Annotated in this window: 14 protein-coding genes; 7 read left to right on the forward strand and 7 right to left on the reverse strand. The window is 60.6% G+C overall.

Features of this window, described 5'->3' with window-relative positions:
* The first annotated feature begins 2 nt into the window (after window positions 1-2).
* The 5 genes from AC1DYF_RS09070 (at window position 3) to AC1DYF_RS09090 (ending at window position 5,098) form a co-directional block, all read left to right on the forward strand.
* On the forward strand, window positions 3-1,406 hold the full coding sequence (locus tag AC1DYF_RS09070; protein WP_477876381.1) for a coniferyl aldehyde dehydrogenase: 1,404 nt from the start codon (window positions 3-5) through the stop codon (window positions 1,404-1,406).
* Window positions 1,407-1,562: 156 nt separating this feature from the next.
* On the forward strand, window positions 1,563-2,828 hold the full coding sequence (locus AC1DYF_RS09075; RefSeq protein ID WP_477876382.1) for a calcium-binding protein: 1,266 nt from the start codon (window positions 1,563-1,565) through the stop codon (window positions 2,826-2,828).
* Window positions 2,829-2,891: 63 nt separating this feature from the next.
* Window positions 2,892-3,764: a hypothetical protein gene (locus AC1DYF_RS09080; protein ID WP_477876383.1), complete on the forward strand. Its 873-nt coding sequence runs from the start codon at window positions 2,892-2,894 to the stop codon at window positions 3,762-3,764.
* 76 nt (window positions 3,765-3,840) lie between these two features.
* The gene (locus tag AC1DYF_RS09085) at window positions 3,841-4,452 is read left to right on the forward strand and encodes a hypothetical protein (protein ID WP_477876384.1); all 612 of its coding nucleotides are present in this window, start codon (window positions 3,841-3,843) and stop codon (window positions 4,450-4,452) included.
* Window positions 4,453-4,459: 7 nt separating this feature from the next.
* A complete protein-coding gene (locus AC1DYF_RS09090) occupies window positions 4,460-5,098 on the forward strand; it encodes a hypothetical protein (RefSeq protein ID WP_477876385.1) in 639 nt (212 codons plus the stop codon).
* Between the two features lie 98 nt (window positions 5,099-5,196).
* On the opposite strand, the gene AC1DYF_RS09095 is transcribed toward AC1DYF_RS09090, so the two are convergent.
* The 6 genes from AC1DYF_RS09095 to iolE all read right to left on the reverse strand — a co-directional run bounded on the left by AC1DYF_RS09095 (window position 5,197) and on the right by iolE (window position 11,166).
* Window positions 5,197-6,306, reverse strand: a complete 1,110-nt coding sequence (locus AC1DYF_RS09095; RefSeq protein WP_477876386.1) for a Gfo/Idh/MocA family protein — start codon at window positions 6,304-6,306, stop codon at window positions 5,197-5,199.
* 22 nt (window positions 6,307-6,328) lie between these two features.
* On the reverse strand, window positions 6,329-7,129 hold the full coding sequence (locus AC1DYF_RS09100; RefSeq protein ID WP_477876387.1) for an ATP-binding cassette domain-containing protein: 801 nt from the start codon (window positions 7,127-7,129) through the stop codon (window positions 6,329-6,331).
* Window positions 7,126-8,259: an ABC transporter permease gene (locus AC1DYF_RS09105; protein ID WP_477876388.1), complete on the reverse strand. Its 1,134-nt coding sequence runs from the start codon at window positions 8,257-8,259 to the stop codon at window positions 7,126-7,128. The genes AC1DYF_RS09100 and AC1DYF_RS09105 overlap by 4 nt, the downstream gene beginning before the upstream one ends.
* A gap of 72 nt (window positions 8,260-8,331) precedes the next feature.
* A complete protein-coding gene (locus AC1DYF_RS09110; RefSeq protein ID WP_477876389.1) occupies window positions 8,332-9,312 on the reverse strand; it encodes a rhizopine catabolism ABC transporter substrate-binding protein in 981 nt (326 codons plus the stop codon).
* A 40-nt stretch (window positions 9,313-9,352) separates the two neighbouring features.
* Complete coding sequence (locus AC1DYF_RS09115; RefSeq protein ID WP_477876390.1) at window positions 9,353-10,258, reverse strand: ChbG/HpnK family deacetylase; 906 nt, start codon at window positions 10,256-10,258, stop codon at window positions 9,353-9,355.
* 2 nt (window positions 10,259-10,260) lie between these two features.
* Entirely contained in the window at window positions 10,261-11,166 is a 906-nt protein-coding gene (gene iolE, locus AC1DYF_RS09120) for a myo-inosose-2 dehydratase (RefSeq protein WP_477876391.1), read from the reverse strand.
* Between the two features lie 130 nt (window positions 11,167-11,296).
* Between iolE and mocR the strand changes: the two genes are divergently transcribed.
* Complete coding sequence (gene mocR / locus AC1DYF_RS09125; RefSeq protein ID WP_477876392.1) at window positions 11,297-12,751, forward strand: rhizopine catabolism transcriptional regulator MocR; 1,455 nt, start codon at window positions 11,297-11,299, stop codon at window positions 12,749-12,751.
* Window positions 12,752-12,775: 24 nt separating this feature from the next.
* Here mocR and gcvA read toward each other — a convergent pair whose 3' ends face one another.
* Window positions 12,776-13,693, reverse strand: coding sequence for a transcriptional regulator GcvA (gcvA, locus tag AC1DYF_RS09130; RefSeq protein ID WP_477876393.1), 918 nt, complete (start codon window positions 13,691-13,693; stop codon window positions 12,776-12,778).
* Window positions 13,694-13,817: 124 nt separating this feature from the next.
* Between gcvA and AC1DYF_RS09135 the strand changes: the two genes are divergently transcribed.
* Window positions 13,818-14,084: a hypothetical protein gene (locus AC1DYF_RS09135; protein WP_477876394.1), complete on the forward strand. Its 267-nt coding sequence runs from the start codon at window positions 13,818-13,820 to the stop codon at window positions 14,082-14,084.
* Window positions 14,085-14,683 lie beyond the last annotated feature (599 nt).

Here is a 14,683-nt window from a genome sequence, read left to right on the forward strand (position 1 = left end):
ATTTGGACGCCGCCGTTTCCGAGACGATGCAATCGATCCAGACGCGGCAGCGCGATGCTTTCGAGCTCGAGCCAAATCCGACCTATGCGACGCGCCGAGACCGCCTGGATCGGATTGGCCGACTGCTGAAGCAGCATAGCGAAGAGTGGTGCAGCGCCATTTCTCGCGATTTCGGCAACCGCTCACGCCATGAGACGCTATTGCTGGAAATTTCGCCGCTGATGACGTCGCTTCGCCATACGCGCTGGCACCTGCGGCGCTGGATGCGGCCGCACCGGCGCGGCCGCTCGATCGAATTCCTGCAACTGGCAAACTGGGTCGCATATCAGCCGCTCGGCGTGGTCGGCATCATGGTGCCCTGGAACTATCCGCTGCTGCTGGCGCTCGGGCCGTTGATCGATGTCCTCGCCGCCGGCAACCGGGCGATGATCAAACCGTCGGAGTTGTTGCCGGAAACCTCGGCCCTCTTGAAGCGGCTGGTCGCTGAATATTTCAGCCCTGAGGAAGTCGTGGTGGTCGAGGGCGGCCCCGACGTGGCCGCCGCCTTTTCGGCTCTGCCCTTCGATCATCTGCTGTTTACCGGCTCCACTTCCGTTGGCCGCAAGGTAATGGCGGCCGCAGCACAGAACCTCGCACCGGTGACGCTCGAACTCGGCGGCAAGTCGCCGACGCTGATCGCGCCGGACTATCCCATCGAAGAGGCAGCGCGCGACATTGCCTTCGGTAAGCTGATGAATGCGGGCCAGACCTGCATCGCGCCGGATTATGTCCTCGTGCCGCGCGGCAAGCTCGATGCGCTCACGGAAGCCTTGCTCGCCAGGATCAAGGCTTTCTATCCGAGTGAGGATGGCGGTGCGGACTATTCGACCCTCGTCGGCGCCCGCGCGTTGGATCGGCTCACGAAGGGCCTCGACGAATGCCGTACCCGCGGCACGAAGCTCGTCGCCGCTGATCTCCCGATCCCAGCTGGCGGCATGCAGCCCACCCTGGTGCTGGACCCGCCTCCGGATTGCCTGCTGATGGAGGAGGAGATCTTCGGGCCCATTCTGCCGCTCGTGTCCTATGACGACTTCGATGCAGCGCTGCGCTTTATCCGCCAGCGTCCGCGGCCGCTGGCGCTCTATCTCTTCACCCGCGACAGGGCACTCGAGCGCAAGACACTGGCGGCGACCATATCAGGCAATGTCACGATCAACGGCACGCTGCTGCACATCGCCCAAAGCGACTTGCCGTTCGGCGGCATCGGGCCGAGCGGCATCGGCGCCTATCACGGCTTTGACGGCTTTGTCCGCTTCTCGCATGCGAGAGGCATCGCCAAGGTGCGGCTTTTCAATCCGGCACGTCTGGCCATGCCGCCTTATGGCCGGATCGCCGCGCTCCTGGCGCGGTTCATGACGCGCGGATAAGCCTGGCGCTAACGGCCGCGCCGCAGCCTGGTCGTTTTCGTTCAAAAAACTCCCGATGAAACAATTGAAACAAAAAGGCGTGCTGCGGAAAATACCCGTGAAACGGACGCGCCTCAAATCAGCATCAGACGAACAAATGTTCCTGAGGCTGAACTGATGAAGACCATCCACTTTTCGACCGATAGCGACACCACGGTGAGCGCCGCCAAAGACGACGTCCTTTATGTCCTCGATCGTGACGCCAATATCGCCGTGACCGGAAAACCGGGACATGGCATCAACGCGAAAAATGGCGCCGAGAACCGCGATTTCCTCATCGCCGGCCATATAACCGCCGATCCATCCGCCGGATTCGGAGTTGTCGTCGGCAATGATCTGCATCGCGGCGGCGGCACATTGACGGTTTCAGCGCATGGTGTCGTCACCGGTGCCAAGGGCATTGCCAGCTTTGCCGACAACGAGCACCTCGTCAATAACGGCAAGATCTCAGGCCAATCGGGCATCGAGTTCAATGGTGCCCATACGCTGCTTGAAAACACCGGACACATCGCCGCCACCATGTATGGCGTCACGGGCAATGCTGAAGGAATGATCGTCAACGCTGGGACTATCGGCGGCGATAGCGTAGGCGTTGTCCTATCCCTCGACGGCACCGACAGCTGTAAGACGGTCAATACTGGCACGATTGACGGAGGCGTGGTCGGGATGAGCTTCCTGGCCGGTTCCGGCGCCCGCTCGGTCGTCGTCAACCATGGCGAAATCACCGGAGGCATTCTTTCCATAGGGTCCAGCAATTACGCCTCGCGTGAAATCATCCGCAATGACGGTACCCTGACCGGAGCCGTGCATCTCGGCGGCGGCAACGACATCTATGACGGCCGGGGCGGCCATGCGACGGAAGTGGACGCCGGCATCGGCGACGACCGCTATCTGGTATCTGACAAGCAGACCAAGCTCGTCGAGGGCATGGACGGTGGCATCGATACCGTCAAAGCTGCGTCCAACTGGACGCTGGACCTCAATTTCGAAAACCTGACGCTGCTCGGCAAAAGCGGACTGACGGCGACCGGCAACAGTGAGAGCAATGTCATCCGAGGCAATGCAGGCGCCAATATCCTCTATGGTCTCGACAGCGATGATATCCTTACCGGCGGCAAGGGTGACGATATGCTGTATGGCGGCGCCGACTACGATACATTCGTGTTTTCGAAAGGCGGCGGTCATGACCATATCTGCGATTTCAACGGCCTGCAGGACGTGATCGATCTGCGCGGCATAGCAGGGCTCGACGATTTTTCCGACGTCCTCTCTCATGCCAAGCAGACCGCTTCCGGCGTTTCGATGCATTTCGGCGGTGGGGATGTCCTAACCTTCGACAACGCCACGATGGCCGACCTGGCACAGGACCATTTCATGTTCTGACCCGGACCACGGGATAGCTGTCCGTTCCTGGCCGGCAGACCAGTCACATCGAAGGAATGCCGAATGAAACCCCTATTGAATTTGCTGCTCGCGTTTGCAATCGGGCTCCTCGCGGCGGATGTGGCATTTGCAGCGCGCGCCGGCGCAAAGTTTGCGAATGTGGCTCTGGAGGATCGCGTCGCGCCTGGATTGCCGACGACCTATCTCGATCTTGCCCGCTATTTCGTCGCCGACCTGCACCAAGACGGAAACGTCTATAGAGGCGGCAAGATCCGCAGGGTGCGGCATGTGAACGACCCGGACAGCGAAAACACGGACATGAGCTTGGCCGAGATCGATCATGTCGAAAGGCTCGACCTTGTTTCGGGCGGCAAGCGGCAGATGGTGCTGGTTTTCGATTTTGGCCAGGACGGCGGCTCCGCCCAGAGCTTTACCGTGCTGGCGTTTTATGCGCTTGACGGAGAGGTTCGTCTTCTGGACGCCATCGATGTCGGCCTCGATCTCTGGACCTCGCCGGAGGAACCGCCGATATTGCCGCTGTCGAGCGGCGGAAGTGTGCTGATCTTTCGCTCCTCGCACTTCAATTCGCAGGAGGCCTATCTGTTCACCACCCTGTTGCTGGTGCGAAACGATCGGCTGGCAACGGTGGTCTCCTATTTCACACTCGACTGGCAAGGCTGTGACGACAACGGCACCGTCAAGCAGGTTTCATCCTTCCGCACGCTTGGCGCACGCCGAAGGCACATGCCGGATACAGTCGAGGTGAGCGTGACGGTATCGAAGACACGCGGGGGAGATTATTGCGGCGAGCCGCCAGTTGCGGTCTCCAAGCGCAAGCAATCGGTTCGCTTCAAATGGGACAGCAAGCTCGGGCGCTATCTGGGACCTAAGGATGCCCTGCAGCGCCTGCAGCAAGCGAACCCGGATGACCCCTGAAAGCGTGCCCGTTGCGCCTCAATCATATCACATCAGACATCGCCCAGCTCTTCGGGCATGCACAGGATTTCGTTTCATGAAACAGCAATTATGCATATTCCTGCTTCCTTTGATCGTTGCGACCTTTGGGCTGGGTACCGCTCATGCGGCAGATGCTCCTAAGGTCGGCGGAGAACTCACCTGCAGCGGTCCGGTCTCAAGCAAAGACACGGGCGAAAGTCTGTATGAGCGCTTTGGCGAACAGGCAAGGCTCAGCGAATTCGACGATGAGAACAACAATTCCTCCATCGAAGTTGCGCTTTTTTCCTCTGAGGCTCAGCTCGATGTGAAACTCGAGGACAATGATTTCGTCAAAAACGTTGCAGCCGTCGAAGTGTCGTCGAGCGTCACTGCTTGGTCGGTGAACGGTGTGAAGATCGGAATGAGCCTTGAGGATGTCGCGGCGATCAATGGCGGTCAGTTCAAGCTCAAAATGACGGACGATGATATCGAAGGCAACGGAGTCTTTTCAGGCGGGCGATTGGAGAAGCTTGACGGTGGTTGCCGCCTGAACGTCACGTTTACAGGTTCCTATGATCTCAAAATCCAGCAATTGCTCAGCGGGAAAGAGATTTCCTCCGACAGTCCGGACTTGGTGAAGCAGCGTCCGACTGTCAGCCAACTGTCCCTCTCGTGGTCCAGGAGATAATCGTATCATGAAGTCGCGCTTTTCCCTCTTCGTATCGGCCGCATTGGCGGTTCTGGCGGCTGATGCCGGCAATATGACTGTGGCTGCGGAAAGACCGCCGGGAGGCGAGGTCAACTGCAAATGGCCGGTCAATCCCGGTCAGACCGGTCTGGCGATCCTCAAGCACCATGGCAAGCAGGCCAGGGTTGCAGTTGTGGCCGGCACCGATGGAGAATCGTGGGCTGGAATGCAGCTTTATCCCGATGATCCGACGCTGCGTTTGGAAATCCAATGGTCTGACGATGTCATCAGGAGCAAACCGACGGGGCTCTACCTCAGGGAACAGAATAGTCAATGGACTGTTTTTGGCCTCAAAGTGGGAATGACGCTCAAAGAAGCCACCGCGGTCTATGGCGCCCCACTCGATCTGTCGGGCTTCGATCAAACGAGGGATGGCGGTCCCAACGCAGTATCCGCAGAATTCCCGCGGGGCAAATTGGAGGGCGGATGCAGGGTGGTTGCGGTTTTTTCAGCGCCCGGTGTCACCTTTGACATGCTGGGGCCGCTCTATGGCGCCGATCACATCGCCCCCGACAATCCCCAATTGCTCAAGATAAACCCGGTCCTCAGCGATCTTATCATTTTTTGGGAGCAGCCGCAGGAGTGACCTCCGCGGCGCGGCGCGCGTCTTGTCGACCGGACCTGCCAGGGCGTGGTCTCGATGGGTGTTGGTGCCATGCTTCACACGGCGCCGGACTATGTTTGTCAATCCAGATGTTGCGCGGCCTTCAAAGCGAGGGCAGCGAGCAAAGCCTGATCGCGCCGGGCCTCGCTCATGGTGTTGATCTTCGACGTTCCCTGCGTGATGCTTGACCACAATGCTTCGAGTTCCAGCACGAAGGGCTCGTTGAAGCCGGATCTCACGTCGACAGTTTCGATATCCTTGCCGCCCGGACGGGTGATGGTCAATTGCGTCGGGAAATGATTGAGATAGGGTGCGGGGAAGACCAGTTCGACCACTTCGTCGTCGAAATAGAGGCTGATCCGCTCACGGTAGAAACCGACCGACGGCAATTCCAGATAGACCATATTCCACAGGGCCATCCCATCGCGCAGTTCGACCGCGCCCTGGGCGGCAGCGCCGCCGGCGAAGATTGCCGCTTGCAGCGGTTTTCCGGCCGTGATGCCCATGGCATCGAGCAGACCATGAACGGCATTGACGTCGTGCACCAGGGATGAGCAATACGCCCCGGCAAACCCTTTGGCCAATATCGCGCCAGGTGTCCGCCGCAGTGCGGCGGCAACCTGCTTCGCCTTGCGGTCTCCCGTTTCGGCAATCAGTGCTGGGCTCACGTCAGAACCAGCAATCAATGGATGATGGCCGACGAATGGTCCCGCATCGGGATCGTTGACCTCGACACTGATGGCGCGCAGCTTTCCGCCCTTGTCCTTGATGTATTCGCATGCGGCCTGGTAACTGGGGTCGAACCGCTTCATGTAGCCGACCTGAACCACCAATCCGGATTGCTGCTCCAGCTCCATGAGCGCATCGATCTCAGCAGCACCGTAGCAAAGCGGCTTTTCGCAGAACACATGCAGGCCGTTCTTCAGCCCGGCCTCGACCAGTTCGCCATGCCATGCATCGGGCGCGCAGACCATCAGCGCATCGAGCCCCATGCCGAACAGGACTTGCGCATCGGCGACCGCCGGCACGCCGAAGCGCTTAGACAACGCGTCGCGAACCGTCTGCGAGGGGTCGCTGATGGCGACCAGCTCGAACATGGCGGGCAGGGCGAGCAGGTTGGGAATATGCTCGACCTGGGCGATCAGGCCGCAGCCGGCCACGCCGATTTTCAGGCGATGTCTGTTGTTCATAGCGGTTACCTTTTGAATGAGTTCAGGAGGCGGATCGCGCCAACTCTTGATGCAAATCCTTGAGCTCCCGTCGGCCGGCCATCAGGTCGAGGACCTCGCTTTCGGAAATCTCGTCCTTGCGGAATGTGCCGTAGACCTTGCCGCGGTTGAGCAAGGTGAACATGTCGGCAATCGGATAGGCGTGGTGGATGTTGTGGGTGATGAAGATCACGCCGATGCCGCGTTCACGGGCGCTGGCGATGTAGCGCAGGACGATCGAAGCCTGGTGGACGCCGAGCGCCGACGTCGGTTCGTCGAGGATCAGCACCCTGGCGCCATGATAGACGGCGCGGGCGATCGCCACGCATTGCCGCTCTCCACCCGATAGCGTGCCGACCGGCTGCTGCGGATCGCGCACGGCAATGCCCATGCGGTCGAGCTCTTCCGTGACGATGGCGTCCGCGCGCCGGACGTCGAAGCGGCGGGTCAGGAGCTTGCCTTTGTGCGGCTCGCGGCCGAGAAAGAAATTGCGGGTGATCGACATCAGCGGGATCATTGCCAGGTCCTGAAATACCGTGGCGATGCCGCTGTCGAGCGCCTGCCGCGGCGAGGTCAGCACGGTTTCCTTTCCGTCGATGCGCATTACACCGGCCGAAGGTTGGTGAACGCCGGAGAGAATCTTGATCAGCGTCGATTTGCCGGCGCCATTGTCGCCCAGCAGGCAGTGGACCTGCGCCCTGTGGGCGGCAAAACTGATATCGGTGAGCGCATTGACCGAACCGAAGCGCTTGCTCACCTGTTCGAGGCTGACGATTGGCGTTGTCTGGTTGGCGGTAGCGATCATGAGCGTGACTCGGTCGCCTTGCGGCGGATGTAATTGTTGAACAGCACAGCGACCAGGACCATCAATCCCAAGAAAACCATGAACCAGTCACTGTCGACCCCGGTGTAGAAAATGCCCATCTGCACCGTGCCGAAGATCAGCGCCCCGAACATGGCGCCCACCGCCGAGCCATAACCACCCGTCAGGAGGTTGCCGCCGATCACGGCTGCGATCACCGCCTCGAACTCCTTCTGGGTCCCGCGCAGCACGTCGGCCGAGCCGGCTTCCAACACCTGGATCGTGGCGAACAGGGTCGCTGCCAGTGCTGAACCGATAAACAGCAGGATTTTTACCCGCTCCACCGGCACGCCGACATTGCGGGCAGCATTGACGTCGCCGCCGACAGCGAAGATCCAGTTGCCGAACGAGGTCCGCAGCAGGATCCAGCTTGCGGCGATGGTCAGCAATATCCACCACGCGATCGACACCGGCAGGCCCTGCACGGCGGCCAATCCATCGGGACGGGTTGGAAACCAGCCGATGCTGGCCAGCCAGTTGAGAAACGAGGTGCCGAACTTGCCGCCAAAGATCCAGATCAGTCCCGTCTCATGTGAATCCTTGGTGATGTAGGGTATCTGCGTCCGGCCGGTCAGCATGCGGGTTACGACCAGGCTCAGCCCGCGCAAGATGAAGTAGCTCGCCAGGGTGACGATAAAGGAGGGGAGCTTCGTCCGGGTCACGAGCAGGCCGTTCAGCGCGCCGATGATGACGGCCACGATGAAGGCGATCAGCACCGACAGCCAGATCGGCAGACCCAGCGTGACCACGCCAATGCCGATGACGATGCCGGCAAAGCCGATCGTCGAGCCGAGCGAAAGATCGAATTCGCCGCCGATCATCAACAGTGACACGGCTGCCGCCAGAATGCCGAGCTGAGCCGATACGGTGAGGAAATTGACGATGCCGAGCGGACTGAACAGCCCGCTGCCGGACGCGGTGACCAGGAAAAACAGGAAGACGAAAAGGGTGGCGCCAAGCGCGCCCAGTTCCGGCCGCCTGAGCGCCCGGGACAGGAATGCGGTTTGGGATGTCGCCCGTACGCCAGTGGGTGGATTGGTTCCACTCGCAGCTGCAATCCGTTCGTTGCTCATAAATCGTCCTCGCATTCTCAGGGGGCACGTCGACCTGCGGGCGGCGCGGCAGAGCGCACCGCCCGCTTGCGCTCAGCGGTAGCCCTGCTGGCTGAGGGTTTTGACGGACGCGGCGGTCGCCTTGGTGACGAGCACCGGACCGGTGATGATGTCAGAGGTCGGCATGGTACCGAACATCGCATGCGCCGTCAGCACGGCAACGGGCAGATACCCCATCAGAACCTGCTGGTTGTCGAGGCCGAAGAGGATCCTGCCGTCGGTAATCGCGTCGAGCACTTCGGGCGAGAGGTCGAACACGCCGATCTTCAGCTTGCCGTCCATCCCCTGTTCCTTGAGCATGTCGAGCATCGGACCGACCAGCGTCGTGCCGAGCAGGACCATGGCATCGGAACCTGGATGCGCCGTCATGAAGGCCTGGACACGGCGTGTGGCCTCGGTCGGGTCGAGCGTCACGGCGACGATATCGACCGTGCCGCCGGTTTCCTTCAGCCCATCGGCGAGGCCGCGGCAGCGCTCGTCCTGGCTGACATTGCCGACTTCGTGATTGACGCACATCGCCTTCTTGACGCCTTCCTTGCCGAGCATGTGGCCGGCATTGAGGCCATTCGGATATTCGGCGCCGCCGCCGATATAGAGGTCGAGACCCCAGGGCTTGACCTGTTCGAGGCCGGTATCCGTGACGATGACGGGAATGCCGGCGGCCTTGGCGGCCTTGATCGGCGCTTCCAGCGCCGCGGCGTCGGGGATGGTGACGACAAGACCATCGACGCCGGCGGCGGTCGCGGCCTCGATCATCTGACCCATCTTGACGACATCGAATGTCGTCGGCGCCTGATAGTCGACCTTCACATGCAATTGGTCGACCGCCTCCTTGATGCCGTTCTTGACCACCGACCAGTAATTGTCGTTGGCCTGACCGTGGGTGACGAAGACGATATGGACATCCTTGGCCGGCTTCATCTGGGCGGCCGCGGGTGAAAATCCGGCCAGGAGCAGCGCTCCCGCAATACCGGCAGAAAACAGGATTTCCTTCATTCTCTTGATGCGTTGCATTGTTCCATCCCTCTACAGGCTGCCCGCATTGTCGGAAAATTCACTCTGCGCCCGCGGGATCGGCGCCTATCTCCTCAGTGATCTTCATGCGCTGCTGGAAGTCCCGGAGTGTGCCACGCAACACCTCCAGGCCGTCCAGCCAGTCGATCCGTCCTGGACTCCTCAACAGGTCGTATTCCTCAATGCGGATCATCGCGCTGTCAGGTTCGATATTTTCGATCTCTCCCGCCGCATTGGCGTGCAGCGCCACGAATGTCAGGCCGGCTCCCGGGACCTTGGAAAACATCGCCCGGTAACGGTCTTCGGCGTTTCCCTCCAGATGCCAAGGCGTTTCCAGCACCTGGTCGACCAGTATATTGCCGGAGGAGGCCAAGTCCCGCGCCACGTCCTCGTAAAAGGCGGCATTCAGCGCGCCAATGCCTCCGATCGAACCATGACCGGACAGCGACTTCGGAAACAGCACCGGCACCTCATATTCCCTGCCCAGCTTGAGATAGATCGGCAGGAATTCCGGAGCCAGCGCCGCGTCCTGGTGCGGGTCGAAATGCGTCGGCTTCAATCCCTTTGCCAGAAAGGTTTCCACCTGAGCCCGCATCTCCTCTTCCACTGCCAGCGGATCGGCGCGGTAGCGCAGGTCGATCGGGTCGCCATGAAAGTAGCCCTCGCCATCCACCAGACCTGAGCGTATCGAAGGCGAGGTGAGGGGCCGCCAGCGATAGTATTTCTTCTCGGCCGTCAGCGTGAAATGCACGCCGAGTTTCAATCCCGGCGTCTGGCGACCGGCTTCCGCGATCTCGGAGAACCAAGGGCAGGGCACCATGACCGAGCCGGAATCGCAGCGGCCACGGGCGAAAAGATCGAGGAAGGCCGCATTCGCGCCGTGACACATTCCGAGATCGTCGACATTGACGATCAGGCCGGAACGCTCTGGCGCTGGTCTGTCCATGTTCATCCCCTGCCGTCGAGTGTGAAGCCGGCATCCAGCGCCGCCTGCTTCAGATAGGTGTAGCCCATGGTGGCGTAGGTCAACGGATGGGCCTTTGCCGGATCCTGCTCCGCTTCGACCACAAGCCAGCCGCTATAGCCGCCATCGGCAAGCATCTTCAAAAGCGTGGGATAGTCGATGCAGCCATCGCCGGGCACCGTGAAAATTCCTTCCAGCACCGCGCCCATGAAGCTCATATCCTCGGCGCGCGCCTTCGCCAGCATGGCAGGGCGGGCGTCTTTGCAATGAACGTGAACGACGCGGGCAAGATGCGTGGCCAGCAAGGTCTTTGGATCGCCGCCGGAAAACACGCAATGGCCGGTGTCGTAGAGCAGCCCGACTGCCTCGCTCGAATGCCGCATCAACTGGCCGATCTCGGCGTCCGTCTCGACAATCGTGCCCATATGATGGTGAAAGGCCATTCCAACACCGAACTCCGCCATGCGTTCGGCGAGCTTGGTGATCTTGGCGCCATAGGCGGCCCATTCATCCTCCGGCAACCTTGGGCGCTGCGAGATCGGCTGGAAAATCCCGTCATGGCGTCCGCGGGACGTGTCGGCGTAGACGACGCGCGTAGCGCCGAGATCGCGCAGCAGGGTCAGATGCGGCAGGATGGCGTCGAATTCCTCGTCGACCTCGCGGTCGAGAACGCGGCCGTCGAACCAGCCCGATACGAGTGCGAGATCATGACGACCAAGGATATCCGAAAGCTCGGCACTTTGGCGCGGGAATTTGCCGCCGAGTTCGGTTCCGTCATAGCCGGCCTGCCGCGTTTCACTGAGACAGGTTTCCAGCGGCGTGTCGCCGCCGAGGGAGGGCACATCGTCATTCGACCAGGTAATAGGATTGATGCCGATCTTCACGCCCATTGGAATTTCCCTCATTTCATGAAAGAAATGTTACCAGCATCTGTGCCTACCAAAAGAGCCAGATCGGCTCGTTTGCGAGGAACCAGATTCGCACGCGGAAGGGCTGGCGGTTGCTGGAAAGAGGGCTCGCGTGGAAAACTTTCCGCTGGAATCGATCGCTTTATCGCGTGACGACAGTACAGAAACGCTGCGGAAGCAACTCTACGAGGAATTGCGACGGCTGATCACCGAACGCATCCTGCCTGCCGGGGCCGCGCTCCCCTCGACCCGGCTCCTGGCACAGGATCTCGAAATCGCCCGCAACACGGTCAACGCCGCCTACGACCAGCTGACAGCCGAGGGCTATATCCAGGCGAGGCACCGCGCGACGCCCATCATCGTCAACCTGCCGATAGCGTCGGGCCTGGAGCCCGACCGCTTGCAGGCCGCACCCAGCCGGTTGTCGGCGCGGGGCGAGACCATGCTGCGCCAGCCGGCCCATCATGGCGTGCCCGGGCAGCTGGCGTTCCATCCCGGCATGCCCGATCCCGAGACCTTCCCGTTCTCGACCTGGAGCCGGCTGATAGCCAAGCATGCCCGCTTCTCGCGCGCCTCCTTGTTCGGCACCTATCATGTTGCCGGCCTGCCGGCGCTCAAGGTGGCCATTGCCAATTATGTCAAGGCGTCGCGCGGTGTTCGCTGCAGCGCCGAGCAGATCGTGGTCACCACTGGTGCACAGGCCGGCCTCGACCTGCTGTCGCGGCTTCTGTTGGATCCCGGCGAAACCGTGTGGATGGAAGAGCCCGGTTACTATGGTGCGCAAGCCGCATTCACGGCCGCCGGCGCCTTTCTTCACCCGATGCGTGTGACCGAGACGGGCTGGACGCTCGATCCGCCTCAGGCTGCGCGGATCGCCTATGTAACGCCGGCCTGTCACCATCCGCTTGGCGCGACCATGCTGATGGAGCAGCGACTGCGACTGCTGGACATCGCCGATGCGCTGGATTGCTGGATCATCGAGGATGATTTCGACGGCGAGTACCGGTTCGAAGGCCAGCCGATCCCGGCCATGCAGGCCCAGGACAAGAGCGGCCGCGTCATCTATGTCGGCACGTTCGCAAAAATCCTGTTTCCGGCTCTGCGGCTGGGCTTCATGGTCCTGCCGGCCGGCTTTCCCGGCGGCATTGCGCGAGCCCTCAGCATAACCGGCCAATTCGCGCCGCTGGTGCTGCAGGCGGCATTGGCCGAGTTCATCGAGGAGGGGCATATGGCTAGGCATCTGAGGCGCATGCGCCGACACTATGCCAGCCGGCGGCAAAGGTTCCGTACCCTATGCGAAGAGAATCTTTCGGACTGGCTCGAAATCGTGCCCAACAGCTCCGGTATCCAGATGGTGGGAATTCTTCGGCATGACATGGATGACCGCGTTCTCGCCGATGAGGCACGCAAGCTCGGGTTGGGCGTTTCGCCTCTGTCAATCCAGTACCGGCATGGGACTGCGCGCAAGGGCCTGGTCATGGGCTATGCCGGCGCGGATGAAGACGAGATGCACCGGGGTATCGCCATGCTGCAAAAAGCCCGCCGCAGCGTGGAGATATGCGATTGATGGAGACACTTTCAACGCCTTTGCTTACATCGCCATCTTCGCCGTCTCGCCGAGAATCCACTCGCGAAAAGCGGCAATCCGCGGGTCGTTCGTCGTCTCTTCCGGGTAGACGAGAAAATACGCGAACTCTGCCGGCACCCGGATGCTGAGCTCGAACGGTCGGATCAAGCGCCCCTCGGAGAGGTCGTTTGCCACCATGGCGAAGTCGGCCAACGCCACCGCCTCTCCTGTCAATGCAGCCTGGACCGCGTCGGCCGACCGCTCGAAGACGATGGTGCGGCTGTCGTCGAAATCGGCGATGCCGGCCGCGGCCATCCACTGGTGCCAATTCGGCCATGTCACCCCGGGGCGGGACCATTCGATATGCGCTAGGGTGTGCTGCAGCAGATCGTGCGGCTCCTTCAATGGCCTGCCCGAAGCCAGAAGACGCGGGCTGCAGACCGGCACGATGACGTTCTCGAACAACCTGTTGGCTGCAAGTCCGGGATATTTGCCGGCGCCGAAGCGGATGGCGACATCGATATCGTCGATTTCGAAGTCACGCAGTTCATAGGCGACATCGAACCGCAGATCGATGGCCGGATGCAGCTTGCGGAACTGGTCTACCCGACCCATCAGCCATTTCGTCGCCACCTGCGGATCGACCGAGACTTTGAGCTGTGTCATGCCCCGCGACAGCCGGTGGACGCGCGTCATCGCCCGGCTGAGCTGGTCGAGCGCCTCCGACGCCGCCTCGTGCAGGATCGTCCCGGCTTCCGTCAGCTTGATCGAACGGCTGGAGCGGATGAACAGCTGCACGCCGAGCTGATCCTCGATCTCCTTGATCTGGTAGCTGACCGCCGCCGGTGTCAGCGCCAGCTCATCCGCCGCGCGCGTGAAATTGAGATGCCGGCCCGCGGCAACCAGTGTTCTCAACGCCCGTGTACCCGGAACTGCGCGCATCTCATCTTCAAGGAAAACTTAATGATGTCGAAAAGACTATTCGTTTCTCTCAATCAGGTCAATCTGTCATGTTTGCAGCATGGAAGAGCATCAAGGAAATCTTGATGACAGAAGAGGTGCTAAAATGTCCGATTATGCCAACGATTTCAGAACGGCCACGTTTGCCGACCGCTTATGGCTCCTTGTGGAGCGCCTGTTTACCGGTTCTGGAAAGAAGGTGGAGCATCCCCGCCTGCCGCGTGAACTGGCCTCGCTCCCCGATCATCTGCTGGTCGATATCGGTGTCGATCCGCGCTGGGTGCCGAATCTGACCGGTGAGATCATCTCCCGGCCCGACCTGGCACGCAGTGGTCTCGCGGCGCCGATCTGGCGGTTGACGGCGAAATCGTGATGAAAGCGATCACGTCATTAGGCCCTCGGCTTTGTGCATGGGTGCGGGCGATCTGGAACCCGCACCGCGTCACTGCGTAATCCCGACGTCCGTCGCTGATGCGAGTGCTCGACGGTTGACGGATTGACTGTGTCGGAACGCCGTTTCTTTGAGCGCGCCAAAATTATCCTTTGTTTTCTATGGCTTATAAGAATTTTTCTGCAGAACGAAATTTTGCCATTGACCTTCGCTGCCGGTGGGTCTTATAAGCCGCACATCGAACGGGGCGGCGGTTGCTTCTGGCGGCCAACGAACTCGCTCCTGCAAACGGTTGAAAGATCGAGGGCTGGAGACTAGATAGAGAGCAGACTACCAAGACATTGGTGAGCATGCTTTGACCGGGGATAGCAGGGATGTTGTTTCTGGGGACGAGGTTTTTTTCGTCTGATCTTTGACATTGTTGGTTAAGAAGAAAGAGAGACGTGGACGGCGGGTGTCTGCGGTGGCGGAAGGTCGAAAGGCTTGACGTTACCGAAAGAGACTTTGGCCAGTCTACGTTTTGAAATGAGAAGACGAAAGCTCGATTTTGGTTGGTGTTTTGCACTGATTGGGATTTTGAG

Source organism: Rhizobium sp. P2_G9 (genome assembly GCF_056403475.1).

Coding starts and splice junctions, on each gene's coding strand:
- AC1DYF_RS09090 (WP_477876385.1), top strand. CDS start 4,460: ATGAAGTCGCGCTTTTCCCTCTTCGTATCGGCCGCATTGGCGGTTCTG.
- AC1DYF_RS09100 (WP_477876387.1), bottom strand. CDS start 7,129: ATGATCGCTACCGCCAACCAGACAACGCCAATCGTCAGCCTCGAACAG.
- AC1DYF_RS09085 (WP_477876384.1), top strand. CDS start 3,841: ATGAAACAGCAATTATGCATATTCCTGCTTCCTTTGATCGTTGCGACC.
- AC1DYF_RS09115 (WP_477876390.1), bottom strand. CDS start 10,258: ATGGACAGACCAGCGCCAGAGCGTTCCGGCCTGATCGTCAATGTCGAC.
- gcvA (WP_477876393.1), bottom strand. CDS start 13,693: ATGCGCGCAGTTCCGGGTACACGGGCGTTGAGAACACTGGTTGCCGCG.
- AC1DYF_RS09105 (WP_477876388.1), bottom strand. CDS start 8,259: ATGAGCAACGAACGGATTGCAGCTGCGAGTGGAACCAATCCACCCACT.
- AC1DYF_RS09080 (WP_477876383.1), top strand. CDS start 2,892: ATGAAACCCCTATTGAATTTGCTGCTCGCGTTTGCAATCGGGCTCCTC.
- AC1DYF_RS09135 (WP_477876394.1), top strand. CDS start 13,818: ATGTCCGATTATGCCAACGATTTCAGAACGGCCACGTTTGCCGACCGC.
- iolE (WP_477876391.1), bottom strand. CDS start 11,166: ATGGGCGTGAAGATCGGCATCAATCCTATTACCTGGTCGAATGACGAT.
- AC1DYF_RS09095 (WP_477876386.1), bottom strand. CDS start 6,306: ATGAACAACAGACATCGCCTGAAAATCGGCGTGGCCGGCTGCGGCCTG.
- AC1DYF_RS09075 (WP_477876382.1), top strand. CDS start 1,563: ATGAAGACCATCCACTTTTCGACCGATAGCGACACCACGGTGAGCGCC.
- AC1DYF_RS09110 (WP_477876389.1), bottom strand. CDS start 9,312: ATGCAACGCATCAAGAGAATGAAGGAAATCCTGTTTTCTGCCGGTATT.